Origin of the sequence: Amantichitinum ursilacus (assembly GCF_001294205.1) — a bacterium.
Classification (GTDB): Bacteria; Pseudomonadota; Gammaproteobacteria; order Burkholderiales; family Chitinibacteraceae; genus Amantichitinum; species Amantichitinum ursilacus.
This window is the reverse complement of the sequence record NZ_LAQT01000010.1, coordinates 38,316-60,291: the sequence shown is the minus strand read 5'-3', so window position 1 is coordinate 60,291 and position 21,976 is coordinate 38,316. Positions and strand designations below refer to the sequence as shown.

The window sequence follows — 21,976 nt, the reverse complement described above, 5'->3', positions numbered from 1 at the left end:
ATCAAATATCGACAGCGCTTAGCCGAGGAAATGCTTGTAAGCGACGTTGTCGGTTTCCACCCAGTAGCGATAGCCCAGTTTTTCGAGGAAAGCGGCAAAGGCGGCTTCATCCGATGGCGGCACTTGCATGCCCACCAGCGTGCGGCCGTAGTCCGCGCCGTGATTGCGATAATGGAACAAGGAGATATTCCATTCCGTGCTCATGGTATTCAGAAAGTTAAGCAGCGCGCCCGGGCGTTCCGGAAATTCAAAGCGCAGCACGCGTTCGTTATCCACATGCGGCGCGTGGCCGCCCACCAGATGGCGGATATGCAGCTTGGCCAGTTCGTTGTCGGTGAGGTCAATCGCGGCCAGGCCGGCTTCGGCCAGGTTTTCGATCAGCGATGTCACTTCGCTGCGCTTGTTGATCGACAGGCCGACAAACACATGCGCCTGTTCGGTATCGGCATAGCGATAGTTGAATTCGGTGATATTGCGCGCACCGATGGCGCTGCACAGCGTGCGGAATGCGCCGGGGCGTTCCGGCAGCGTGACTGCGATGACGGCTTCGCGCTGTTCGCCCAGTTCGGCTTGCTCGGCCACATAACGCAGCCGGTCAAAGTTCATGTTGGCGCCCGAGGCGATGGTGATAAAGGTCTGGCCCGTGGCGTTTTCGCGCGCGGCCCAGGCTTTGGCCCCGGCCACCGCCAGCGCGCCGGACGGTTCCAGAATGGAGCGAGTCTCTTCAAACACATCCTTGATCGCGGCGCACATGGCGTCGGTATCCACCAGGATGACTTCATCCACCAGCTTTTGCGCCAGGCGGAAGGTTTCGCTGCCCACCTGTTTAACCGCCACGCCATCGGCAAAGATGCCCACTTGCGGCAACACCACGCGCTCGCCCAGTTTGAGCGACAGATACATGGCGTTGGCATCGGTGGGTTCCACGCCGACGATGCGCGTTTCGGGGCGCAGACGTTTGATGTACGACGCGATGCCGCTGATGAGGCCGCCGCCGCCCACTGGGATAAAGATCACATCGATCTTGCCGGTGTGTTGGCGCAGCAATTCCATGCCGATGGTGCCCTGGCCGGCAATCACATACGGATCGTCATACGGATGCACGAAGGTTGCGCCGGTTTCCTTGGCGCGTTGCACGGCCGAGTCATAACAGTCCGAGAACGAGTCGCCGATCAACACCACTTCGGCGCCATTGCGCAGCACGGCATCGACTTTGATGCGCGGCGTGGTAGCCGGCATAAAGATGGTGGCCTTGCATTTGAGTACGCGCGACGAGTACGCCACGCCTTGCGCATGGTTACCGGCCGAGGCGGTGACCACACCGCGCGCCAGTTCTTCTGGCGTCAGCTGCGCCATGCGGTTGTAAGCGCCACGCAGCTTGAACGAGAACACCGGCTGCATGTCTTCGCGCTTGATCAACACCGTGTTGTTAATTCGGCGCGACAGATTCGGCGCCGCGTCCAACGGGGTTTCAATGGCGGCGTCGTACACGCGGGCGGTGAGGATACGTTCTAGATAATCGTGGTCAGTCTCGGGCATGGTGAGGTCAGCGCAGGGTGGGAGTCGGAGGAGTCTTGCATTGTAGCCACAACGCTTGCATGCAGTCATGGCGCAATCCGTATCGAAATTGAACATGACAGTGGCTGGCGTTGGGCGGCCAAACCGGGCCACAATCCGGGCATTGCGACCGCCGCCCTATATAGATAAGCCGCCATGCCTCGTTTTTTTGTGGACCACCCGCTGGTGCTGGAAAGCGCCTTCAACCTGCCCGAAACCGTGGCGCGCCATGTGCAGGTATTGCGCATGCAGCCGGGCGAATCGATCACGCTATTTAATGGCCAGGGCGGCGAATACAGCGCGCGCATCAGCCTGATGGGCAAGCGTGAAGTGGGCGTGCTGGTGACGGAACACCAGCCGATCGAACGCGAATCGCCGGTGCAGACGATATTGCTGCAGGCGGTGTCGGCCAACGAGCGCATGGACTTTACCGTGCAGAAAGCCACCGAAGTGGGCGTCACGGAAATCTGGCCGTTTTACAGCCAGTACAGCCAGCAACGCCTGAGTGGCGAACGCGCCGAGCGCCGGCTGGCGCATTGGCAATCGATTGCGCAAGCGGCCTGCGAGCAAAGTGGCCGCACGCGCGTGCCGCAAATCCGCGCGGTGGGCACGCTGGAATCGGTGTTGCGCGATCTGCCCGCCGACCTGCTCAAGCTGACGCTGGCCCCCGGCGCAGTCACGCGTTTGCGCGATCTGAGCACGCCGGTTACGCACGCCGCCGTGCTGGTCGGGCCCGAAGGCGGCCTGACCGGCGCAGAGGAAATGACAGCGCAGCAAGCCGGGTTTGTCGGCATCCACTTAGGCCCGCGCATTCTGAGAACCGAAACCGCCGGGCAGGCGGTGCTGGCGGTGCTGCAGTCCCAATGGGGTGACTGGTAGGCGGCGGCGCGGCCATCAGCGGTTATACTCGCGGTTTGTTTTTTGATGAGTCCGGGCATGAACTCTAGCCGAGCCCTGTATTTCCGCCTGTTAAGAGAAATCCAGCCGTACTGGCCCGTGGTGGCGTTGTCGATCTTCTGTCTGGCCGCTGCGGCTGGCGTGGATGTCTATCTGACCAGCTTGCTCAAGCCACTGGTTGACCAGAATTTGCGTGCCGATTCGTTGGCGCGTTCCGAAGCGTGGGATCTGCCGCTGGAGATTTTTGGCCTGGCCGTCATCCGGCTGGTGACCAACTTTGGCAGCGATTACGGCAGCGCCTGGATTTCGGCGCGCGTGATGTACGACCTGCGCGAAAAGATGTTCAGCCGCTTTCTTAAATTGCCGGTGCGCTATTACGACAAATCGTCGACTGGCGTGCTGGTGTCGCGCGTCACCTATGACGTCAGCCAGATTATGGATGCGGGCGTGCAGGTAATGACCACGCTGGTGCGCGATTCCGTCACCACCGTGTTTTTGCTGGGGCTGATGCTGTACCGCGACTGGCAACTGACCTTGCTGTGTCTGATTCTGATTCCTGGGGTGGCGCTGTCGATCCGCATTGTGGGCCGTCGTCAACGCCGGATTTCGCGCGAGACGCAATCCAGCATGGGCGATATGACGCGCATTCTGGATGAAAGCCTGTCCGGCCAACGTATGGTCAAGATTTTTGGCGGCTTTCGCTTTGAGCTGACGCGGTTTTTGCGCGTCAACAATAGCGTGCGCACGCTGACGGTAAAACGCGCGGCCACGTCCAGCATGAACTCGGGCGTGATCATGTTGCTGATCGGCATCACGCTGGCGTTTATCGTGTATTACGCCAGCCTGCGCGCCCAACAGGGCCAGCTGACGGCGGGTGCGTTTGTGTCGTTTATGGTGGCGATGATGATGATCCAGTCGCCGATCAAGAACATCACCCGCATCAACGAAAGCCTGCATCGCGGCTTGGCGGCGGCCGAAACCGTGTTTGGCGTGCTGGATGAAACCGAAGAACTGGACGACGGCACGCAAGAAATCGGCCGGGCCAAGGGCGCGCTGAAGCTGGACGACGTCAGCTTTGATTACGGCGGCAACAACCGGCCCGCGCTGGACCATGTTTCGCTGGACATCGCGCCGGGCCAGACCGTGGCGCTGGTGGGCAGTTCGGGTAGCGGCAAAACCACGCTGGCCAATTTGCTACCGCGCTTTTACGAAGCCACCAGCGGCGGCATTACGCTGGATGGCGTGCCGGTTAACCAGTTCCGCATCCATGATCTGCGCCGCCAGTTTGCGATGGTCAGCCAGGATGTGATCCTGTTTAACGATACGGTGGCAGCCAACATCGCTTATGGCGACGCCGCGCCCGATCTGGAGCGCATCCGTGCCGCCGCCACCGCCGCTTTCGCGCTCGACTTTATCGAAGCAATGCCGGAAGGCTTTAACACCATGCTGGGCGAAAACGGCGTGCGTTTGTCCGGCGGGCAGCGCCAGCGTCTGGCCATTGCGCGCGCCATCTATAAAGATGCGCCGGTGTTGATTCTGGATGAGGCGACCAGTGCGCTGGATACCGAATCCGAGCGCAAAGTGCAGGCCGCGCTGGAAAACCTGATGCAGGACCGCACCACCATCGTGATCGCGCATCGCTTGTCCACCATCGAAAACGCCGACCGTATTGTGGTGATGAGCCAAGGTCGCATTGTGGAGGCTGGCCGCCATGCCGAGCTGATGGATAAAGGCGGCGCCTATGCGCAAATGCATCGCGTGCAGTTCACCCAGCAGGTGGAAGAAACCGCACCTTAAGTGACGGCGCTAAACACGCTATACGGCTCGGGCTGCGCCACATCACGAATGGTGCGCAGCGCCAGCTGGCGTAACCAGATGCTGGCGCCGTCTTGCTGGTTGCGCGGGTGCCACGCCAGGTTGAAATTGCTGATCGGCACCTCAAACGGCACCTCAAACGCATCCAGCACATTCAGATGCCGCTGCACCAGTGGCGTGGGCAAGATGCTCACATAGTCGGTGCGCTGCAAAATCAACGGCACGACGGTGAAATGCTGCACCGACAACGCCACTTGGCGCGTGCGCCCCAGCCGCGCCAACGCCTCATCGGCAAAGCCGGACAGGCCGCCGCCATCCTGCGACACCAGGATGTGTCGGAGTGCGCAGTATTCGTCCACGCTCACCGCCTGGTTGCCGCGCGGGTGGCCTTTGCGCTGCGCCAGCAAACAGCCCTGATTCAGCAACAGCAGCGAGCGTACTTGCGGCGGCAGCGTGCGGCTGGAGGCGATCACAAAGTCGATCTCGCCGTTTTCGAGCTGGCTGGCAATGCGGTCGGGTTCCAGATTGTGGAAAGCCAGGCGGATTTTTTCGCCAGCATGCGTGCGCAAGGCTTCGATCAGCGGCACGCCGATCACGGCGGTGGCGTTGTCGCTGGCGGCGATATGAAACACCTGCTCGTGCGTATACGGATCAAATTGCGGCCGATGGCTGACCACGCGCGCCAGCGACTGCAGCAAGGGCGCCAGTTCGGCGTGCAATTGCAGACCGCGCGCGGTGGCCACCATGCCACGACCGCGTTCAGCCGGTATCAATAACGGATCGTTAAAGCTAAGCCGCAGGCGCGCCAGTTGCGCCGACAGCGCGGGCTGGCTGAGGTGCAAGCGCGCAGCGGCACGCGTGACATTGCGTTCTTCCAGCAAGGCATCCAGCGACACCAGCAGGTTTAAATCCAGGCTGCGCAAATCCATGGGCGTTATGTCAGGTATACGAATAATCCATTATATGGATAGCTGGGCGCTGCGTAGAGTGGCGGCATTGTCTTTCTGATATGACGTCATCATGGCCGAATCTACTCCGACTTCCGCGCGCACCGCCGCGCTGTACACGCTGACCGCGGCGTACTTCACCATGGGCACCAATACCATGGCCGCGATTGGCGGCCTGCCCGCCATTGCCCAGGGCCTGCACAGCACGCCCGCACAGATTGCGCCGCTGACGGCAGTGTTTGCGCTGACGTTTGCCATTGCCGCCCCGTTAATCCAGATGCTGTTTGGCCATCTGCCGCGCCGTCGCTTGTTGATGACCGGGCTGCTGTTGGCGATGCTGGGCGCGCTGGCGTCCGCGCTGGCGCGTGACGTCCCTACGCTGATGGCGACGCGTGTGCTTACCGCATTGGGCGCGGCGGCCATCGGCCCGGTGGCGTCCGCCATCGGCACCACGCTGGTGGCGCGCGAACATCACGGCCGCGCGCTGGCCACCGTGTTTATGGGGATGACGATTGCCTCGGTGGTCAGCCTGCCACTGACCACCTGGCTGGCCGCGCATGTGGGCTGGCGCGTGATGTTTATGTGCGTGGCGGCGCTCAACGTCAGTACGGCGCTGGCGGTTTTGCTGCTGGTGCGCGATGGCGGCCTGGGCTCGCGCTTGCCTTTGCCCGATCTGGCGCGGCTGTTGCTGCAACCGGGCATTGCCAGCGGCGTGGCGGTGGTGATGTTTGAAATGGGCGGCTTTTTTATTAGCTACACGCTGATCGTGCCGCTGTTGCACGAACACTTCGGCATGGCGCCGGGCTTGCTGGAAATCGCGCTGGTGACGTTTGGCGTGGCGGGCATCCTCGGCAACTTTTTTGCCCGCGCCGCGGCCGACCGCTGGGCTGCCGACAAGGCGTTGACGCTGGCGCTGAGCGCACTGGCCATCATCTACCTAACCGGCTATGTGCTGCCGCCGTTTGCTGCTAGCGCCTTTGCGATGCTGGTTGCGTGGGCCGTCGCCAATGATCTGTTCATGCCGTCGCAACAGCGCCGCCTGGTGGAACTGGCCCCCGATGCCCGCGCGATGGTGCTGGCGCTGAACGCCTCGGCGCTGTATCTGGGCATGTCGGGCGGCTCGGCGCTGTCGGGCTGGATTGATCATCAATGGGGCACGCGGCCGCTGCTGCTGGCGTCGGCGCTGGCGATGCTGGGTGGGTTGATGGCGCTGAAACTATCGCGCCAGGCGCAGCGCAACGTGGCCGTGTGTGCGGCTTCGGCCTGATCGCTACTGATCGGGCTGGATGGGAGCGCGGGCGACGTGCGTAAAAAAACCGGCAGCGTAAAGGTGCCGGTTTTTTCTGGTCCGCCAGGGACGGGGCGGACTGCGAACGCGCAATCAAGCCGCCGAAATGATCATGTACTTTTGATAGAGCTCTTCTTTGGTCTCTTTCATATCGGGATTGTGCGGAATGCAGTCCACCGGACAGACCTGCTGGCATTGCGGCTCGTCATAGTGACCAACGCATTCGGTGCACAGGTTGGGGTCGATCTCGTAAATCTCGGCACCTTGCGAGATTGCGCTATTGGGGCATTCGGGTTCGCAGACATCACAGTTGATGCACTCGTCAGTGATCATCAGCGCCATGGCATATTTCCTTCAAAACAGATGTAAAAACAAGACGTTTGAAACGGCCGGGATTGTCCCATGTTTATGACAGCTGGGACAACGGCAATACGCCGCTGTTCAGTTTGCGTCGCCAGACGTGCCGTCCGCCCGCTGCAGCAAGCCGCAGCGTACCGCGCCGGCTTTAAGCTCTTTTGACAGCGTCCAGCCGGCCAGATCGGGCCACGCGGCGCATTCCGCATACACCACGGCGTTGGGCTTGAGCCTGGGCGCCAGCTGCGCCAGCACTTGCGCCAGCAGATCGCTGGCGAATGGCGGATCTAAAAACACGATATCGAACTGATCAGCGGTGCGGCCCAGCCATGCCAATGCATCGGCTTGCAGTAGATCAATACGTTCGATGCCGATGGTTTTGCGGTTGGTGTCCAAGGCCAGGTATACCGGACGGGATTTTTCGATCATCACCACGCGCCGCGCATTGCGCGATGCGGCCTCGAAACCGAGCGCGCCGCTGCCGGCAAACAGATCGAGGCAATCCAGCCCGCTCAGATCCTGCCCCAGCCAGTTAAACAACGTTTCGCGCACCCGATCCGGCGTGGGACGTAGGCCGTCTCCGTCAGGAAAATGAATGATGCGCCGCTTGTATTGGCCGCCAATAAGCCGAACCTGGTTTTTGTGCTGTGCCGCCATGCCTTCCCCGCGCTAAAATCGCGCCAAATCAGATATTTTCCGCCATTGCAGGACAAGCGCAAAGCCCATGTTCGATTTTTTCCGCAAGAAACCCAAGCCCGAAACGCCCGCTGCGCCCGCACCGGACGCCACGCCGCAGCCGACACCCCCGCTGGTCGAACCCGAGGTGGCCGCAGCGGTCGAGCCCGGCGCGCCCGTGCAATGGCTGCCGGCCGAAACGCCTGCGCCCGAGGCCGAAGCCGCACCGACGCTGATCATGCCCTCGCCCGATGCCGTGGGCGAGATGCCGACGCTGGTGGTGGCGCAGCCGCAAGACAAGCCCAAGCTAAGCTGGTCTGAACGGCTGAAAGCCGGTCTGGCCCGCACGCGCGACACGCTGGGCAAGAATCTGGCCGGCCTGTTTGGCGGCGGCAAAATCGACGAGGACTTGTACGAAGAACTCGAAACGGTGCTGCTGACCGCCGATATGGGCGTCGACGCCACTACGCAGTTGCTGAAAGACGTGCGCAATCGCGTGTCGCTGCGCGGTCTTAAAGATGCGTCCGAACTGCGCGTGGCGCTGAAAGAAGCATTGCTGGAGCTGATCCAGCCGCTGGAAAACCCGCTGGTGATCGACGCCAACAGCCCCAAGCCGTTTGTGCTGATGGTGGCGGGTGTTAACGGCGCGGGCAAAACCACCAGCATCGGCAAACTGGCCAAGTATTATCAAAGCCAGGGTCTGAGCGTGTTGCTGGCCGCAGGCGATACCTTCCGCGCCGCCGCGCGCGAGCAACTGGTGGTGTGGGGCGAGCGCAATGGCGTGCAGGTGATCGCGCAAGAATCAGGCGATGCCGCCGCCGTGGCGTTTGATGCCGTCAACGCCGCCAAGGCGCGCAAAGTGGATGTCATCATCGTCGATACTGCGGGCCGTTTGCCCACACAGCTGCATTTGATGGATGAAATCCGCAAGGTTAAACGCGTGGTGCAAAAGGCCGACCCCAGCGCACCGCACGAAGTGATGCTGGTACTGGACGCCAACACTGGCCAGAACGCGGTCAGCCAGGTCAAGGCGTTTGACGATGCGCTGGGCCTGACTGGCCTGGTGCTGACCAAGCTGGATGGCACGGCCAAAGGCGGCGTGATTGCAGCTATTGCCAAGCAACGCCCGGTGCCGGTACGTTTCGTGGGCGTGGGCGAAACCATTGATGATTTGCGCCCGTTTACCGCCAAAGATTATGTGGACGCGCTGTTTGAATAAACCCGGTTGGATGTCGACCAGCGCCCCGTTCCGATCACCTTGCACGGACAGCCGATGATCCAGTTTCAGCAGGTCACCAAGCGTTATCCGGGTGGCTTTGATGCCATCAAACAACTGAGTTTTGAAATCCAGGACGGCGAACTGGTCTTCCTGGCGGGCCATTCGGGCGCGGGCAAATCCACGTTGCTGAAGCTGATTGCCGGCATCGAACGCCCCACAGCGGGCTCGGTGCTGGTCAACAACCAGAATCTGGCGCGCATGCGCCGCGCGTCTTTACCGTATGTGCGCCGTCATATCGGGCTGATTTTTCAGGATCACAAAATCCTGTTTGATCGCAGCGTGTACGACAACGTGCGGTTGCCGCTCGATATCATCGGCTTTGGCCATCAGGAAGGGCATCGCCGCGTGCTGGCTGCGCTGGACAAGGTGGGGCTAAGCGGCAAAGACAAGCTCAATCCAGTCAGCCTGTCGGGCGGCGAGCAACAGCGGCTGTGCATTGCGCGCGCCGTAGTGCACCGGCCGTCCATCTTGCTGGCTGATGAACCCACCGCCAACCTTGATCGCGATTACGCCCAGGACATCCTGCAGCTGTTCAAATCCTTCCACCAGGTGGGCGTAACGCTGGTGATTTCGGCGCACGATGAAAACCTGATGGCCGATTACGGTCGCCGTATCCTGCGCCTGAAACACGGCCAGTTCACCGCCTGAGCCCACGATGAAACACTGGATACGACTTAATCTGATTGCTTTAAGCCGCACGCTGGGCGCGATGGCGCGCGCGCCGTTGACCAGCTTGTTAAACCTGCTGGTGATCGGCATTGCAGCGGCGTTTCCGCTGGGCTTTTATTTATTGATTGCCAGCGCGCAAAGCGTCACCGCGCATTTGCCGGTTGAGCCGCAGTTGTCGGTGTATCTGCGCACCAGCGTGGGCACGCCGGAAGTGGAAGCGTTAAAGCAAAAGCTCAAAGCCGATCCGCGTTTATTGAATAGCCGCTTTGTCAGCAAAGAAGAAGCGCTTAAGCAAATGCAGGCAGGCCTGGGTGGGACCGATCTGCTGGCCGGCCTGACTGACAATCCCTTGCCCGATGCCTTTGTCCTGACCGCGCGCACCGATGTGCCCGCTGAACAACTCGAAGCATTGAAGAGCGAACTGAGCACGCAATCGGCCGTGGAGCAGGTGCAGCTGGATTCGGCCTGGGCGCATCGGCTACAGCAATTGATTGCCGCAGGCATCGCCCTGCTGCAAGTCGTGGTGGTGTTATTGGCGGTGGCGCTGGTGCTGATTACGGGTAACGCCATCCGTCTGCAGATTGTCATCCGAAGGGATGAGATTGAAGTCGCCAAGTTGATCGGGGCGACCGATGCATTTATTCGTAGACCGTTCGTCTACTTTGCCGCACTGCAGGGCATCCTGGGCGGTCTACTGGCGTGCGGCATCGTGGCAGGCGCGCGCAGCTGGCTAAATCCATCCGTGCTGGCCCTGGCGCAAAGCTACGGCCAACCGTTCTCGCTGGCGCGGCCAGACTGGCTGCTGGCGGCGATTACGCTGGCGGTGACCACGGTACTTTGCCTGGTCGGCGCACTGATCGCTGTCAGTCGACATCTACGCCAGTTTCGGTAATTGCCTGATAAAACCCTGATAAACAAAGGGTTATATTTGTGCCTCCGGTAGTCGGTAACTATCATCGGGATAAAAAATATTGCCGTGCAACACAGGGACTCGTGTGCTTGAATTCACGACTGAACTTTTTAGTTCGGTTAGCACTCTGAAGTTCGGAGTGCTAATATCCAGCGTCGTCGTTTGAAACGACGCCGAAAAAAGACAGGAGAAACACATGGCCCATAGCGTTGCATTGCCCGTTATCACTGGTGGCGACAGCATTGAAAGCTACGTACAGCGCGTCAATGCCGTACCGATGCTGACCCACGAGCAAGAAGTGGATCTGGCAACCCGCTACGCCCATGAGAATGATCTTGAAGCCGCCGGCCAGCTGGTGTTGTCCCATCTGCGTGTGGTGGTCTCGATCGCTCGGGGTTACGCAGGTTACGGATTGCCCCAGGCCGACCTGATCCAGGAAGGCAATATCGGCTTGATGAAGGCGGTTAAACGCTTTGAACCCACTCGCGGCGTACGCTTGTACTCGTTTGCCGTGCACTGGATCAAAGCGGAAATCCACGAATACATTCTGCGCAACTGGCGCCTGGTGCGGATTGCCACCACCAAAGCCCAGCGCAAACTGTTTTTTAATCTGCGTTCCATGAAAGCCGGCTTTGCCGCGCTGACCCACGCTCAGGCGAAAGAAATTGCCGATGATCTGGGGGTCAAGCCCGAAGAAGTGCTGGAAATGGAAACGCGCATGAGCGGCCAGGACGTGGCACTGATGGCCGACGACAGCGATGACGATGGCTACGCGCCGATCGACTGGCTGGCTGATTCGGATAACGAACCCACCCAGCAGCTTGAGCGCCGCGCCTACGACACGCTGCAATCCGACGGCATTCTGCACGCGCTGGATTCGCTGGACCCGCGCAGCCGTCGCATCATCGAAGCCCGCTGGTTGGGCGACGATGGCAGTACCACGCTGCACGAGCTGGCGGCCGAATTTAATGTCTCGGCCGAACGTATCCGCCAGATTGAAGCCAAAGCGCTACAAAAGATGAAAGTGGCGCTGGAACCGGCTGACGCCTGAGCGCATGCAAAGTGGTAAGAAAAGGGCACCCTCGGGTGCCTTTTTTTACGCCTTAATAGAGAGTAGTGTCAGAAAAACACTTATTTTTTAGTAATCTACTCAAGTTGCGCGAGTGGGCTCCGATAGAAAAGGTAACAACCTGATCTACAAGGAAGAACATTGATGGTTATCGTAACACCGGTCCCGACGCAAACCGGCACGCTGGGCGCTTCGGCCATTGCCGATAGCACCGGGGGCAGCGTGCGCACTCCGTACCGTCCGCAAAACCCGCGCGCGGCTTATGCACAATCCCCGGCGCCCGCCTGGAATGGCGAAGAGCGCCGCAAGGGGGAAGACCGTCGCCTTAAGCAATCGCGGCGGCAAGAGCAGGTGACCACACCGCTGAATACACGCGCCGGGCAAGATCGTCGCCGCCAGGGTCGCCGCGCGGACGACCTGCCTGAACACGTTTCGCTCTCTATCCTGGCCTGAGCCGCCAGCGGCCGCCGCATCAGCGCACGCACCGATGCCGCTCCGCCCCGCACCATGTTCACCGGCCTGCCGCAGTTAATGCGACATCCAGCGCGCCCAGCTTGCGCTGCATCCATGCTTCATCAAACCAGTCTGCTCGCTCGATATGCCAGACATCGTCCAGCAGGCTGAATAACAGCCGCCGCGTCGCATAGCCCGCGTGCAGTGGATAGCGCGCCAGATAAGCGTCGTATAGACCCAGCTGCGGCCCGCCATCGGCCAGATGAAACACATCCAGCTCGCGATGGCTAAAGCGGCTACGACCCGGGTCCAGCACCGCCGTTAACGCGCCGGTCTGGGCATCGGCCAGAAAATTACCCGGGTGCGGATCGTCATGAATCAGGCTGGGGGCGTCGTCGGCCAGCGTATCCAGCAACGGACGAGCTCGCCGCCAGGCCTGTGCCACCGCAGCGGGCAACCAGGCCGCCGTTTTTTCTGGATGTGCCGCCAGCCACGCCAACCGTGCCGCCACAAACGCGGCATACGCATCCGTAAAGGTGGCATAGCGCGCGCCATCCACGTCCTCAAAATAAGCCGCCGATTGCCCATGCCAATGCGCTAACGCCGCAGTCGCGTCGGCGTTAAAGCGGATGCGCGCGGTGGGCTCAGTTAGCTGGTCCGGGTTAATGCCGGGCAGCCAGCTTATTGCCAACACCTCATGCGTTTCGACCGAACCCTGTCCAATGACGCGGGGCAATGCCGCCACCGAGCAAGCGCCCAAACGCGCCAGTGCGTCGATCTCGGTCTGGCGATGCCCGCGCTGCTTGAATACCTTGAGCACGCACACGGGGCCATCGGCCGCGCTGGCGAGATACAGCCGTGCATAAAAGCCCTCGACCAAGGGCGCGACGGCCACCGGTCTCGCGACCAAGGCCTCCGCAAAGCGCGCCAACGCATCCATCTGCATCTCGTCCGCTCCCTACCTTAAAAGCCGATAACGACCATCAGCTTAAGCGTTCGCACGCAACAAAAAGCCCGGCGGCGGAAGCACTCCGCAGGCCGGGCAAACTGGCGCTGGCAGCAAGCCCGGCACCACGGTGTCGATCAAACTCAGCGTAGATCGCGCACCACCGCCAACAGCGGCGTCAGCACCGATACGCCAAACTGTGCGCTGCGCTCGCCATTCCAGCCCACATCAGGCACCGGCAGGTTGGCGGTGTCTTTAAACGGCATCTCGATGGTAAACGCCAGGCAATCAAAGCGATCGCCCACCCAGTTAGTGGCCATGGTCAGCGTTTCCGGGCCAAAGCGGCCGTCGCCATAACCATGCTCCACTTGGAAATCCGGGCTGGCGGCCAGCCAGGCGGCTTTGAACGTGGCGCTCAACGTGCGCTGGCGTTCCGAGAACGAAGGATTGTCCTGACAGCCCGCCACAAAGTTATGCGGAATCGATTCGTCGCCATGCACATCGAGGAACGCATCCACCCCGGTCTGTTCCATGGCATCGCGCACCAGCAGTACCTCGGGGCTGGTCTCGATGCTGGGGGCAAACCATGCGCGGTTGAGGTTGGTGCCCGCTGCATTGGTACGTAGATTGCCGCGTACACTGCCGTCCGGATTCATATTGGGCACGATGTAGAACACCGCTTCGGTCAGCAATTTACGCGCAACGGCGTGATGCGGATCCAGCAAAGCGCTGACCAGACCTTCGGCAAACCACTCGGCCATGGTCTCGCCCGGATGCTGGCGCGCGATGATCCAGATTTTTTTCTTGCCCGCATCGGGCGTACCCACGCGCAGCAGGTCCAGCGGACGGCCATCCACGGTCTGGCCCAGCTCTTGCACCACGGCTTCACCGGTCACTTGCGCATGGCCCAGCGTTTGCAGATGGCGCTCAAACGAATACGGCTCAAAGTAGGCGTAATACACCGAATCGCGTTGCGGCTGATGGCGGATGGTCAGCACGCCATTCTCATAACTGGTGGGCACGGTAAACCACTCCACGCCGTCGTACGAGGCGCGCGCCGCGTAATCGGTCCAGCCGCCCGGATACGCTGATTGCCCGGCGTTTTCGATATGCATCACGCATTCACGAAACGCCGTGCCCGCCAGGCGGAAATGAAACCACTGGCGCAGCGGTGCCGCGTTATCGGCGCGCAGGTTTAGCCGGATATGGGACGGGTCTTCCAGCGAAATTACGTCAATCGCGCCGGAATCAAATGCGGTGGAAATCGTCAGCATGATGGTGTGCCTGGGTGGGGTTACACGGGCCGCCGCCGGCTTTGTGGGCTTGGCGACGGCGTAAACAATGGGTGGATAAATTCTCAGCCGGCCAGCAACTTGCCCGGATTCATCAGGTTGTGCGGATCAAGCGCGTGTTTGATGGTGCGCATCAAATCCAGCTCCACTTCGCTACGGTATTGCGGCAGCAGATCACGCTTGAGCTGGCCAATGCCGTGTTCGGCCGAAATGGTGCCACCGTGGCGCTGCACGATCTCGTACACCACTTCATTGATGCGCGGCTCGTGCTGATACGCGGCGTTGGTCACGTCATCAAGAAACACGTTGTAATGCAGATTGCCGTCGCCCAGATGGCCAAACGCAATGATATCCGCGCCAGGCAGTGCGGCTTGCAGCGCGGCTTCGGCTTCTTGCAGAAACTGCGGAAACGCCGACGTCGGCACGCCAATATCCTGTTTGATGCTGACGCCCTTGCGCTTCTGCGCCTCGGGCACCGCTTCGCGCAGCGCCCAGAAGTCGGCGGCGTCACTGCGCGAGGTGGCAATCACCGCGTCGTCCGCGCCTTCGTCCAGCAAGGCTTCGCCAAAGCGCGCCAGCAGATCGTCATCGGTGCCGCCATCGGACACCTCGGCCAGCACGCTCCATTCGGGCAGCTCGGCAAAGGGCTTGGGCAATTCCGGGCAATATTGCGCCAGCAATTGCCAGCAGCGGCGCGACAGCAATTCAAACGACGTAACACGATCGCCCAGTCGATGCTGCAAGCCGCGCAGCAAATCCACCGCGCCTTGCGGATTGGCCACCGGCACCAACGCCGTGGCCTGCGCCGTGGGCAGCGGAAACAGTTTGAAAGTAGCGCGCGTAATAATCCCGAGTGAGCCTTCGCCCGCAATAAACAATTGCTTGAGGTCGTAACCAGTATTGTCCTTGCGCAAACCGCGCAGGCCATTCCAGATGCGGCCATCGGCCAGCACCACCTCCAGGCCCAGCGTCAGATCGCGCATATTGCCGTAGCGCAGCACATTAAGCCCGCCCGCGTTGGTGCCCAGCGCACCGCCCACGCGCGCCGAACCCTTGGCGCCCCAATCGGCGGCAAACAGGCGGTCGGCGTCGCGCGCCGCGTTTTGCAGATCAGCGATGATCGCGCCGGCCTCGGCGGTAAGGGTGTTATTGCCCACGTCCACGTCCAGCACCCGGTTCATGCGTTCCAGCGCAATCACCACGGCGTGGCCGCTTTCGTCGGGCGTGGCCGCGCCGCACAGGCTGGTGTTACCGCCTTGCGGCACCATCGGCACGCCATGCGCTGCGCACAGTTTGACGATGGCGGCCACTTCTTCGGTATTGCGCGGGCGCAGCACCGCCAGATTGCGGCCGTGATAACGGCGGCGGCCGTCGATCATATAACCCTCGGTGGCCGCGCCGGTCAGGATGCCAGCGGGGTCGAGGATTTCGGACAAGGCGTGCAGCAGATCGGTCATGGCGGGCTCGAAGCGGGGTTAGAGGTCAAACGCAAAGCGGCTACAGCAAAAGCCAACGGCAGCTACATCACTGTAGCTGCCGTCGTGGGCATCGTCAGATCAAACCGGCGCGGGCGTTAGCCAGAAATCCTGGCGCTGCGCATGGTGCGTAATCACGCGTTCGTATTGCGTTGGATCTTTGGCGTAGGTCATTTCGCCGGTGGCGGGCTTGTAAAAGTCGAGCAGCCGCGAGGTCCAGAAGCGCAAAGCTGCGCCGCGCAAAATCACCGGCCAGGCGGCAAATTCGGCGGTCTCCAGCGGGCGCACGCTTTGGTAGGCCTGCAGCATCGCCTCGGCGCGCGCGCGGTCGATATCGCCGTCTTCTTCGCGGCACCAGTCGTTAAGCGCAATCGCCAGGTCGTACAGCAGCGCGTCGTTACAGGCGTAGTAGAAATCGATAAAGCCGCCGATGCGGTCGCCATCCAGCAATACATTGTCGCGGAACAGATCGGCGTGGATAACGCCTTGCGGCAGCGTTGTATAGTCCTGGCGCAGTTGCAGATCCACTTCGGCCTGCAGGCGCGCGGCGGTGTCGGCGTCCAGATATTGCATGACCTCGGCGGCGGTATCGGCCCACCATTGCACGCCGCGCGGGTTGGGCATGTGCGCCGGATAGCTGCGGCTGGCCAGATGCATTTGCGCCAGCATCTCACCCACTTGCGCGCATTGCGCCACATTGGGCTCATCCACCACGGTGCCAGGCAGACAGGGCACCAGCAGGGTGGGGCGGCCATTGAGCGTGTCGGTGTATTGGTCGTCGATATTGGCAATGGGCGCCGCCACCGCAATGCCGTGATGCGCCAGATGCGCGGTCAGATTGACGTAGTAAGGCAGGTCGCTGCTTTGCAGGGCTTCAAACAAAGTCAGCACATAGCGACCATGGGTGGTGGTCACAAAGTAATTGGTATTGGTAATCCCGGCAGCAATGCCTTTAAGGTCGACCAATTGCCCGATGTAATAGCGCTTTAAAAACGGCGCCAGATCGTCGGGCGTAACGGTGGTAAAAACGGACATGCTGTAAACCTGTGCCTGGTGTTGCGGCGCTACCGAGCGGTAGAGCGGACTGATTGAACCACAAGACCCCGGAGCGTGACTGCGCCGCTGATGACAGGCCTGGGAAGACGCTCTGGCCTCTAGCCAGAGAAAGCAATGCCGGGGTTGCCCGCCGGCATTGTTTCAAACCCGCTATCAGAATTCAACCAGAACCCAGCGCGGTGGCGCCAGGTTGTCACCGCCCAGATCGCCTGATTCGCTAAAGCGGCCGTTGCCTTCACGGTCGACCATGTAATACGGCGCGCCCACCTTGGGCGTCACTTTCATCATGTACAGCTTGCCGTGCATACGATATTCGGTGACGGTGGAATCGGCTTTTTCAATGATGCGCACTTCGGGTTGTTCGGCGGCCTGCACCGGGCTGTCGGTGGCGGGCATCGGCGGCGGCGGCGGGGCATCGGGTTCGGTCTTGCCATTGCTGGGGGCTGCGGCCTGGGCAAACCCAGCCAGCAAGGCCAGCAGGGGGACTAATTTGTTGAGGGGGCGCATGAGCGTTTCTCCTTGGGCACTTTTTTGTTGTGGGTGCTCTGCAAATAACGGTTAAAGACGCGGCGCGGATTACGGCGATCCGATCCGCGGAGTCCATCGTCACTTAGAGCGAGAACTGCATCTCGCGTTCGGCGGGCGACATTTCGAAACCACGCGTCTCATAAAAATCAAAAATGGCGTTAACGACTTGTTCTGGCTCGTCGATCACCTGGATCAGATTCATATCGTGGGCGGCAATCATGCCTTCGTTAACCAGCGTGCTTCGAAACCACTCGACCATACCGCCCCAGAAGCTACTGCCCATCAGAATCACCGGAATCTTGCGGGTCTTGCCCGTCTGGATCAGCGTTAACGCTTCGCTTAGCTCGTCCAGCGTGCCAAAGCCACCGGGCATCACCACATAAGCCGTCGCGTGCTTCACAAACATCACCTTGCGCGCAAAAAAGTGGCGAAAGCTCTGGCTGATATCCTGATACGGATTGCCGCTTTGCTCATGCGGCAACTGGATATTCAAACCCACCGACGGGCTCTTGCCCTCAAACGCGCCTTTGTTGGCCGCTTCCATAATGCCAGGGCCACCGCCCGAGATCACCGCAAAGCCGGCATCAGATAACAAGCGGGCCAGTTGTTCGGTCAGCTTATAATACGGATGGCTGACTGGCGTACGCGCCGAGCCAAAGATCGAAACAGCAGGCTGGATCGGCTGTAAACGTTCGGTGGCTTCTACAAATTCCGCCATGATTTCAAACACGCGCCACGACTCGCGGGTGCGCCATTGCTGCAGGTCTTCTGTGGCCATGGACGGGTCAGAATACTGCGGCAGCTTGTCTTTCAAGCTCATGATCGTATCTTTTGATGTTTGTGAATAAAGCCGGGCGGCGAGGGCGTCGTCCGGTTTCCAGTATAAGAGGGTTTGCCCTGATGCCCAGGCTTTTGCTCATTGATGGTTCGTCTTATCTGTACCGCGCTTTTCATGCGATCCGCGAACTGTCGGCCCCCGATGGCACGCCCACCAACGCCATCTACGGCTTTGTGAACATGCTGCGCAAACTGCGCCAGACCACGCCGGCCGATTACATCGCCTGTGTGTTTGACGCCAAGGGCAAGACGTTTCGCGACGATATCTACCCTGAGTACAAAGCTCAACGCCCGCCGATGCCCGACGAACTGCGCTCGCAAGTGGAGCCCATCCATGCCGCCGTGCGCGCGTTTGGCGTGCCGATTCTGTGCGTGGATGGCGTTGAGGCCGATGACGTGATCGGCACGCTGGCGCTGGTGGCCTGCACCCAAGGCATCGAAACCATCCTCTCCACCGGCGACAAGGATATGGCGCAGCTGGTTAACGGTTGCGTGCGCATCGAAAACAGCATGACCGAAGAAGTGCTGGACGAAGCCGGTGTGCTGGCCAAATTTGGTGTGCGGCCCGATCAGATCGTCGATTTTCTGACGCTGGTGGGCGATACCGTCGACAACGTGCCCGGCGTGCCCAAATGCGGCCCCAAGACCGCGGCCAAATGGCTGGCCGAATATCAGACGCTGGATAACCTGGTGGCCAATGCCGACAAGATCGGCGGCGTGGTCGGGCAAAATCTGCGCGATACGCTGGCATGGCTGCCCACCGGCCGCAGCCTGGTCACCATCAAATGCGATGTCGATCTGACCCAGGAACTGCCCAACCAACTGCTGGACCTGGCCCCCACGCACGAAGACTGGCATACGCTGCTGGAAATGTTCCGCCGCTACAACTTCCGCACCTGGCTGCGCGAAGCCGAAACCCGCATCGCCGATGGCGCGGGCGTGTTGCCGGGCACCGAAGCCGTGGCCGCGCCGGTCAGCAAGGTGGAACGCCATTACGAGGCCATCCGCACGCCCGAACAACTGGCCGCCTGGCTGACGAAAATCCACGATGCCGACGTGGTATCGGTGGATACCGAAACCACCAGTCTTGATCCGCTGCGCGCGCGCATCGTCGGTATCTCGATTGCGATTGCGCCGGGCCAGGCCGCCTATCTGCCCTTGGCGCACCGCGGCACCGCCGCCGCCGACCAGCTGCCGTTTGATGAAACGCTGGCGCAGCTCAAACCGTGGCTGGAATCGCCCACCCACAAAAAGCTGGGGCAGAACCTTAAATACGATCAGCACGTGTTTGCCAACCACGGCATCACGCTACGGGGCGTGGCCGACGACACGCTGTTGATGTCCTATGTGCTGGCCAGCCACGAACGCCACAATCTGGACGACCAGGCCGAGCGCGAACTGGGCGAAACCACCATCAAATATGAAGATCTGTGCGGCAAAGGCGCCAAGCAGATCGGCTTTGATGAAGTCGCCATCGAACAAGCCACCGATTATGCCGCCGAGGATGCCGATATCGCGCTGCGCCTGGCCGCCGCGCTGCAAGAACGACTGGCGCAAGAACCGCGGCTGGAAGCGCTGTATCGCGATATCGAATTGCCGGTGCGCGATGTGTTGTTCCAGATGGAACGCACCGGCGTGCTGCTGGATGCGCAATTGCTCAGCAAGCAAAGCCATGAGCTGGGCTTGCGCTTGATCTCGCTGGAACAGCAAGCCTACGAACTGGCTGGCATGCCGTTCAACCTGGGCAGTCCCAAGCAGATTGGCGAAATCTTTTTTGAAAAGCTCGGCCTGCCGGTGACCAAAAAAACGCCGAAGGGCGCGCCATCCACCGATGAAGATGTGCTGCAAGAACTGGCCAAGGATTTTCCGCTGCCCAAAGTGCTGCTGGAACATCGCAGCCTGTCCAAGCTGAAATCCACCTATACCGACAAGCTGGGCAGCATGCTCAACCCGGCTACGGGCCGCGTGCACACCAGCTTTAACCAGACCGTGGCGGTGACCGGGCGGTTGAGTTCCAGCGACCCTAATCTGCAGAACATCCCGATCCGCACCGCCGAAGGCCGGCGCATCCGCGAGGCATTTATTGCGCCGCTGGGGCACAAGATTATCTCGGCCGATTATTCGCAGATTGAGTTGCGCATCATGGCGCATCTGTCGGGCGACGAAGCGCTGCTGAAGGCGTTCCAGGAAGGCATGGACGTGCACCGCGCCACTGCCGCCGAAGTATTCAGCGTGATGCCGATCGAGGTGTCGCCGGAGCAACGCCGTTATGCCAAGACCATCAACTTTGGCCTGATCTATGGCATGAGCGCATTTGGCCTGGCGCAATCGCTGGAGATTGAACGCAGCGCCGCGCAGAACTATATCGACCGCTACTTCGGCCGTTTTCCCGGTGTGGCCGCGTATATGGAACGCACTCGCGCCGAAGCGCGCCAGCGTGGCTTTGTCGAAACCGTGTTCGGCCGCAAGCTGTGGCTGCCCACCATCAAGGCCGCCAACCCGATGCAACGCGCCGGGGCCGAACGCGCGGCGATCAACGCGCCGATGCAAGGCACCGCAGCGGACCTGATCAAGCTGGCGATGCTGGCTACCCACGACTGGCTGAGCAACGGCCCGCTCACCAGCCGGCTGGTGCTGCAGGTGCACGATGAACTGATCCTCGAAGTACCCGATGCCGAAGTTGCGCTGGTGCAGGAACAATTGCCCAAGATCATGGCGGACGTGGCGGCGCTGAAAGTACCGTTGGTGGCCGATGTCGGCATCGGCCTTAACTGGGATCAAGCCCACTGACCATAGGGTGGGTCAAGACCCACCCTCCAAAGGCGCTGGCTGATGCTGTGGCCTTTGCTATGGACTCCTTACGGCGTTCAAACCTGGGGCCGTGCTGTGCCGGATGCTGTGCCTGATGCTGCGCCATGTGCCCATGGCTTTGAACGGTGGGACCAGGCGCCCCCGTCCGGACCCACCCCATAACTCTGTGATTTGAAAAGATGACCACTACCGCTCCTACCCGTCTCGTCATCGCCACGCGTGAAAGCCCGCTGGCGCTGTGGCAAGCCCACCATATCCGCGACCGTCTGCTGGCGCTGTACCCCGGCCTGACGGTTGAGCTGCTGGGTATGACCACGCAAGGCGATCGCATTCTTGATGTCACCCTTAACAAAATCGGTGGCAAGGGCCTGTTTGTTAAAGAACTCGAAACCGCGCTGCAGGATGGCCGCGCCGATCTGGCCGTGCACTCGATGAAAGATGTGCCGATGGTGCTGCCGGAAGGCTTTGCCATGGCCGCCGTGGCGGAGCGCGAATCGCCGTTTGATGCGTTTGTCTCGAATACCTACGCCGCCGTGGCCGACTTACCCGCCGGTGCGGTGGTGGGCACCTCCAGCCTGCGCCGCGAAAGCCAGCTGCGCGCACGCTTTCCGCATCTGGTCATCAAGCCGTTGCGCGGCAATATCAACACGCGGCTGCGCAAACTGGACGAAGGCGAATACGACGCCATCATCCTCGCCGCCGCCGGCCTGATCCGCCTGGAGATGGGCGAGCGCGTCCGCGCGCTGATGAGTGCCGAAGACAGCCTGCCCGCACCGGGGCAGGGCGCGCTGGGCATCGAAATCCTGGCCAGCCGCGATGATCTGAAAGCGCTGCTGGCCCCGCTGAACCACGCTGCGACGGCCGCGTGTGTGGAAGCCGAACGCGCGGTGTCGCGCCGCCTCGGTGGTTCTTGCCAGGTGCCGCTGGGTGCGTTTGCCGAAGACGATGACGGCTTTTTGCGCCTGCGCAGCTTTGTCGCCAGCCCCGATGGCAGTGACATCGTCTATGCCGAAGCCAATGGGTCGCGTGCGGCGGCCGATGGCCTGGGCAATCAGGTGGCCGATCTGCTGCTGACTGAAGGCGCCGCCGAAATCCTTAAAACGCTGGGCCAATAAGCG

General features: G+C 61.0%; 20 protein-coding genes. 10 read left to right on the top strand and 10 right to left on the bottom strand.

The features are described from left to right. Window positions 1–18: 18 nt before the first annotated feature. Window positions 19–1,539 (bottom strand): threonine ammonia-lyase, biosynthetic, encoded by a 1,521-nt coding sequence (gene ilvA, locus WG78_RS13285; protein WP_053938326.1) that lies wholly within the window; start codon window positions 1,537–1,539, stop codon window positions 19–21. Window positions 1,540–1,713: 174 nt separating this feature from the next. On the opposite strand from ilvA, the gene WG78_RS13280 reads away from it, so the two are divergent. Continuing rightward, a complete protein-coding gene (locus WG78_RS13280; protein WP_053938325.1) occupies window positions 1,714–2,436 on the top strand; it encodes a 16S rRNA (uracil(1498)-N(3))-methyltransferase in 723 nt (240 codons plus the stop codon). A 57-nt stretch (window positions 2,437–2,493) separates the two neighbouring features. Further along, window positions 2,494–4,251 (top strand): lipid A export permease/ATP-binding protein MsbA, encoded by a 1,758-nt coding sequence (msbA, locus tag WG78_RS13275; protein ID WP_083459072.1) that lies wholly within the window; start codon window positions 2,494–2,496, stop codon window positions 4,249–4,251. Here the strand turns inward: msbA and WG78_RS13270 are convergent. Then, complete coding sequence (locus WG78_RS13270; protein WP_053938323.1) at window positions 4,248–5,198, bottom strand: LysR family transcriptional regulator; 951 nt, start codon at window positions 5,196–5,198, stop codon at window positions 4,248–4,250. The two genes, msbA and WG78_RS13270, sit on opposite strands and share 4 nt — an antisense overlap. 91 nt (window positions 5,199–5,289) lie before the next feature. Here WG78_RS13270 and WG78_RS13265 point away from each other — a divergent pair, with 91 nt between their 5' ends. Further along, window positions 5,290–6,483: an MFS transporter gene (locus WG78_RS13265; protein WP_053938322.1), complete on the top strand. Its 1,194-nt coding sequence runs from the start codon at window positions 5,290–5,292 to the stop codon at window positions 6,481–6,483. 114 nt (window positions 6,484–6,597) lie between these two features. Here WG78_RS13265 and WG78_RS13260 read toward each other — a convergent pair whose 3' ends face one another. Both WG78_RS13260 and rsmD read right to left on the bottom strand, forming a co-directional pair. Further along, window positions 6,598–6,846, bottom strand: a complete 249-nt coding sequence (locus WG78_RS13260; RefSeq protein ID WP_053938321.1) for a YfhL family 4Fe-4S dicluster ferredoxin — start codon at window positions 6,844–6,846, stop codon at window positions 6,598–6,600. Window positions 6,847–6,945: 99 nt separating this feature from the next. Further along, on the bottom strand, window positions 6,946–7,515 hold the full coding sequence (gene rsmD / locus WG78_RS13255) for a 16S rRNA (guanine(966)-N(2))-methyltransferase RsmD (protein ID WP_053938320.1): 570 nt from the start codon (window positions 7,513–7,515) through the stop codon (window positions 6,946–6,948). A 67-nt stretch (window positions 7,516–7,582) separates the two neighbouring features. Here rsmD and ftsY point away from each other — a divergent pair, with 67 nt between their 5' ends. The 5 genes from ftsY (at window position 7,583) to WG78_RS13230 (ending at window position 11,913) form a co-directional block, all read left to right on the top strand. Continuing rightward, complete coding sequence (gene ftsY, locus WG78_RS13250; protein ID WP_053938319.1) at window positions 7,583–8,752, top strand: signal recognition particle-docking protein FtsY; 1,170 nt, start codon at window positions 7,583–7,585, stop codon at window positions 8,750–8,752. A 54-nt stretch (window positions 8,753–8,806) separates the two neighbouring features. After that, a complete protein-coding gene (gene ftsE / locus WG78_RS13245; RefSeq protein ID WP_053938318.1) occupies window positions 8,807–9,460 on the top strand; it encodes a cell division ATP-binding protein FtsE in 654 nt (217 codons plus the stop codon). Window positions 9,461–9,467: 7 nt separating this feature from the next. After that, entirely contained in the window at window positions 9,468–10,373 is a 906-nt protein-coding gene (gene ftsX, locus WG78_RS13240; RefSeq protein WP_083459069.1) for a permease-like cell division protein FtsX, read from the top strand. Between the two features lie 214 nt (window positions 10,374–10,587). Beyond that, window positions 10,588–11,442 carry an RNA polymerase sigma factor RpoH gene (gene rpoH / locus WG78_RS13235; protein ID WP_053938316.1) on the top strand — a complete coding sequence of 285 codons (855 nt, stop codon included), beginning with the start codon at window positions 10,588–10,590 and terminating at the stop codon, window positions 11,440–11,442. A 162-nt stretch (window positions 11,443–11,604) separates the two neighbouring features. After that, a complete protein-coding gene (locus WG78_RS13230; RefSeq protein WP_053938315.1) occupies window positions 11,605–11,913 on the top strand; it encodes a hypothetical protein in 309 nt (102 codons plus the stop codon). A gap of 58 nt (window positions 11,914–11,971) precedes the next feature. On the opposite strand, the gene WG78_RS13225 is transcribed toward WG78_RS13230, so the two are convergent. The 6 genes from WG78_RS13225 to WG78_RS13200 all read right to left on the bottom strand — a co-directional run bounded on the left by WG78_RS13225 (window position 11,972) and on the right by WG78_RS13200 (window position 18,030). Beyond that, a complete protein-coding gene (locus WG78_RS13225; protein WP_053938314.1) occupies window positions 11,972–12,859 on the bottom strand; it encodes a phosphotransferase in 888 nt (295 codons plus the stop codon). A 143-nt stretch (window positions 12,860–13,002) separates the two neighbouring features. Beyond that, window positions 13,003–14,133, bottom strand: coding sequence for a M14 family metallopeptidase (locus WG78_RS13220; RefSeq protein WP_053938313.1), 1,131 nt, complete (start codon window positions 14,131–14,133; stop codon window positions 13,003–13,005). 83 nt (window positions 14,134–14,216) lie between these two features. Then, complete coding sequence (locus WG78_RS13215) at window positions 14,217–15,608, bottom strand: FAD-binding oxidoreductase (protein ID WP_053938312.1); 1,392 nt, start codon at window positions 15,606–15,608, stop codon at window positions 14,217–14,219. A 99-nt stretch (window positions 15,609–15,707) separates the two neighbouring features. Continuing rightward, a complete protein-coding gene (locus WG78_RS13210; RefSeq protein WP_053938311.1) occupies window positions 15,708–16,661 on the bottom strand; it encodes a homoserine kinase in 954 nt (317 codons plus the stop codon). A 174-nt stretch (window positions 16,662–16,835) separates the two neighbouring features. Then, window positions 16,836–17,189, bottom strand: a complete 354-nt coding sequence (locus tag WG78_RS13205; protein ID WP_083459066.1) for a DUF2782 domain-containing protein — start codon at window positions 17,187–17,189, stop codon at window positions 16,836–16,838. A gap of 103 nt (window positions 17,190–17,292) precedes the next feature. Then, window positions 17,293–18,030, bottom strand: coding sequence for an LOG family protein (locus WG78_RS13200; protein ID WP_053938310.1), 738 nt, complete (start codon window positions 18,028–18,030; stop codon window positions 17,293–17,295). 80 nt (window positions 18,031–18,110) lie between these two features. On the opposite strand from WG78_RS13200, the gene polA reads away from it, so the two are divergent. Further along, the gene (gene polA, locus WG78_RS13195; RefSeq protein WP_053938309.1) at window positions 18,111–20,837 is read left to right on the top strand and encodes a DNA polymerase I; all 2,727 of its coding nucleotides are present in this window, start codon (window positions 18,111–18,113) and stop codon (window positions 20,835–20,837) included. A gap of 200 nt (window positions 20,838–21,037) precedes the next feature. Next, window positions 21,038–21,973, top strand: coding sequence for a hydroxymethylbilane synthase (hemC, locus tag WG78_RS13190; protein WP_053938308.1), 936 nt, complete (start codon window positions 21,038–21,040; stop codon window positions 21,971–21,973). Window positions 21,974–21,976 lie beyond the last annotated feature (3 nt).

Excerpts from the sequence above, each read along its gene's own strand:
- rpoH (WP_053938316.1), top strand. The coding sequence starts at position 10,588 with ATGGCCCATAGCGTTGCATTGCCCGTTATCACTGGTGGCGACAGCATT.
- WG78_RS13265 (WP_053938322.1), top strand. The coding sequence starts at position 5,290 with ATGGCCGAATCTACTCCGACTTCCGCGCGCACCGCCGCGCTGTACACG.
- hemC (WP_053938308.1), top strand. The coding sequence starts at position 21,038 with ATGACCACTACCGCTCCTACCCGTCTCGTCATCGCCACGCGTGAAAGC.
- WG78_RS13270 (WP_053938323.1), bottom strand. The coding sequence starts at position 5,198 with ATGGATTTGCGCAGCCTGGATTTAAACCTGCTGGTGTCGCTGGATGCC.
- WG78_RS13215 (WP_053938312.1), bottom strand. The coding sequence starts at position 15,608 with ATGACCGATCTGCTGCACGCCTTGTCCGAAATCCTCGACCCCGCTGGC.
- WG78_RS13205 (WP_083459066.1), bottom strand. The coding sequence starts at position 17,189 with ATGCGCCCCCTCAACAAATTAGTCCCCCTGCTGGCCTTGCTGGCTGGG.
- ftsX (WP_083459069.1), top strand. The coding sequence starts at position 9,468 with ATGAAACACTGGATACGACTTAATCTGATTGCTTTAAGCCGCACGCTG.
- WG78_RS13200 (WP_053938310.1), bottom strand. The coding sequence starts at position 18,030 with ATGAGCTTGAAAGACAAGCTGCCGCAGTATTCTGACCCGTCCATGGCC.
- WG78_RS13220 (WP_053938313.1), bottom strand. The coding sequence starts at position 14,133 with ATGCTGACGATTTCCACCGCATTTGATTCCGGCGCGATTGACGTAATT.
- WG78_RS13230 (WP_053938315.1), top strand. The coding sequence starts at position 11,605 with ATGGTTATCGTAACACCGGTCCCGACGCAAACCGGCACGCTGGGCGCT.
- WG78_RS13260 (WP_053938321.1), bottom strand. The coding sequence starts at position 6,846 with ATGGCGCTGATGATCACTGACGAGTGCATCAACTGTGATGTCTGCGAA.
- WG78_RS13280 (WP_053938325.1), top strand. The coding sequence starts at position 1,714 with ATGCCTCGTTTTTTTGTGGACCACCCGCTGGTGCTGGAAAGCGCCTTC.
- polA (WP_053938309.1), top strand. The coding sequence starts at position 18,111 with ATGCCCAGGCTTTTGCTCATTGATGGTTCGTCTTATCTGTACCGCGCT.
- ilvA (WP_053938326.1), bottom strand. The coding sequence starts at position 1,539 with ATGCCCGAGACTGACCACGATTATCTAGAACGTATCCTCACCGCCCGC.
- ftsE (WP_053938318.1), top strand. The coding sequence starts at position 8,807 with ATGATCCAGTTTCAGCAGGTCACCAAGCGTTATCCGGGTGGCTTTGAT.
- ftsY (WP_053938319.1), top strand. The coding sequence starts at position 7,583 with ATGTTCGATTTTTTCCGCAAGAAACCCAAGCCCGAAACGCCCGCTGCG.
- msbA (WP_083459072.1), top strand. The coding sequence starts at position 2,494 with ATGAACTCTAGCCGAGCCCTGTATTTCCGCCTGTTAAGAGAAATCCAG.
- WG78_RS13225 (WP_053938314.1), bottom strand. The coding sequence starts at position 12,859 with ATGCAGATGGATGCGTTGGCGCGCTTTGCGGAGGCCTTGGTCGCGAGA.
- WG78_RS13210 (WP_053938311.1), bottom strand. The coding sequence starts at position 16,661 with ATGTCCGTTTTTACCACCGTTACGCCCGACGATCTGGCGCCGTTTTTA.
- rsmD (WP_053938320.1), bottom strand. The coding sequence starts at position 7,515 with ATGGCGGCACAGCACAAAAACCAGGTTCGGCTTATTGGCGGCCAATAC.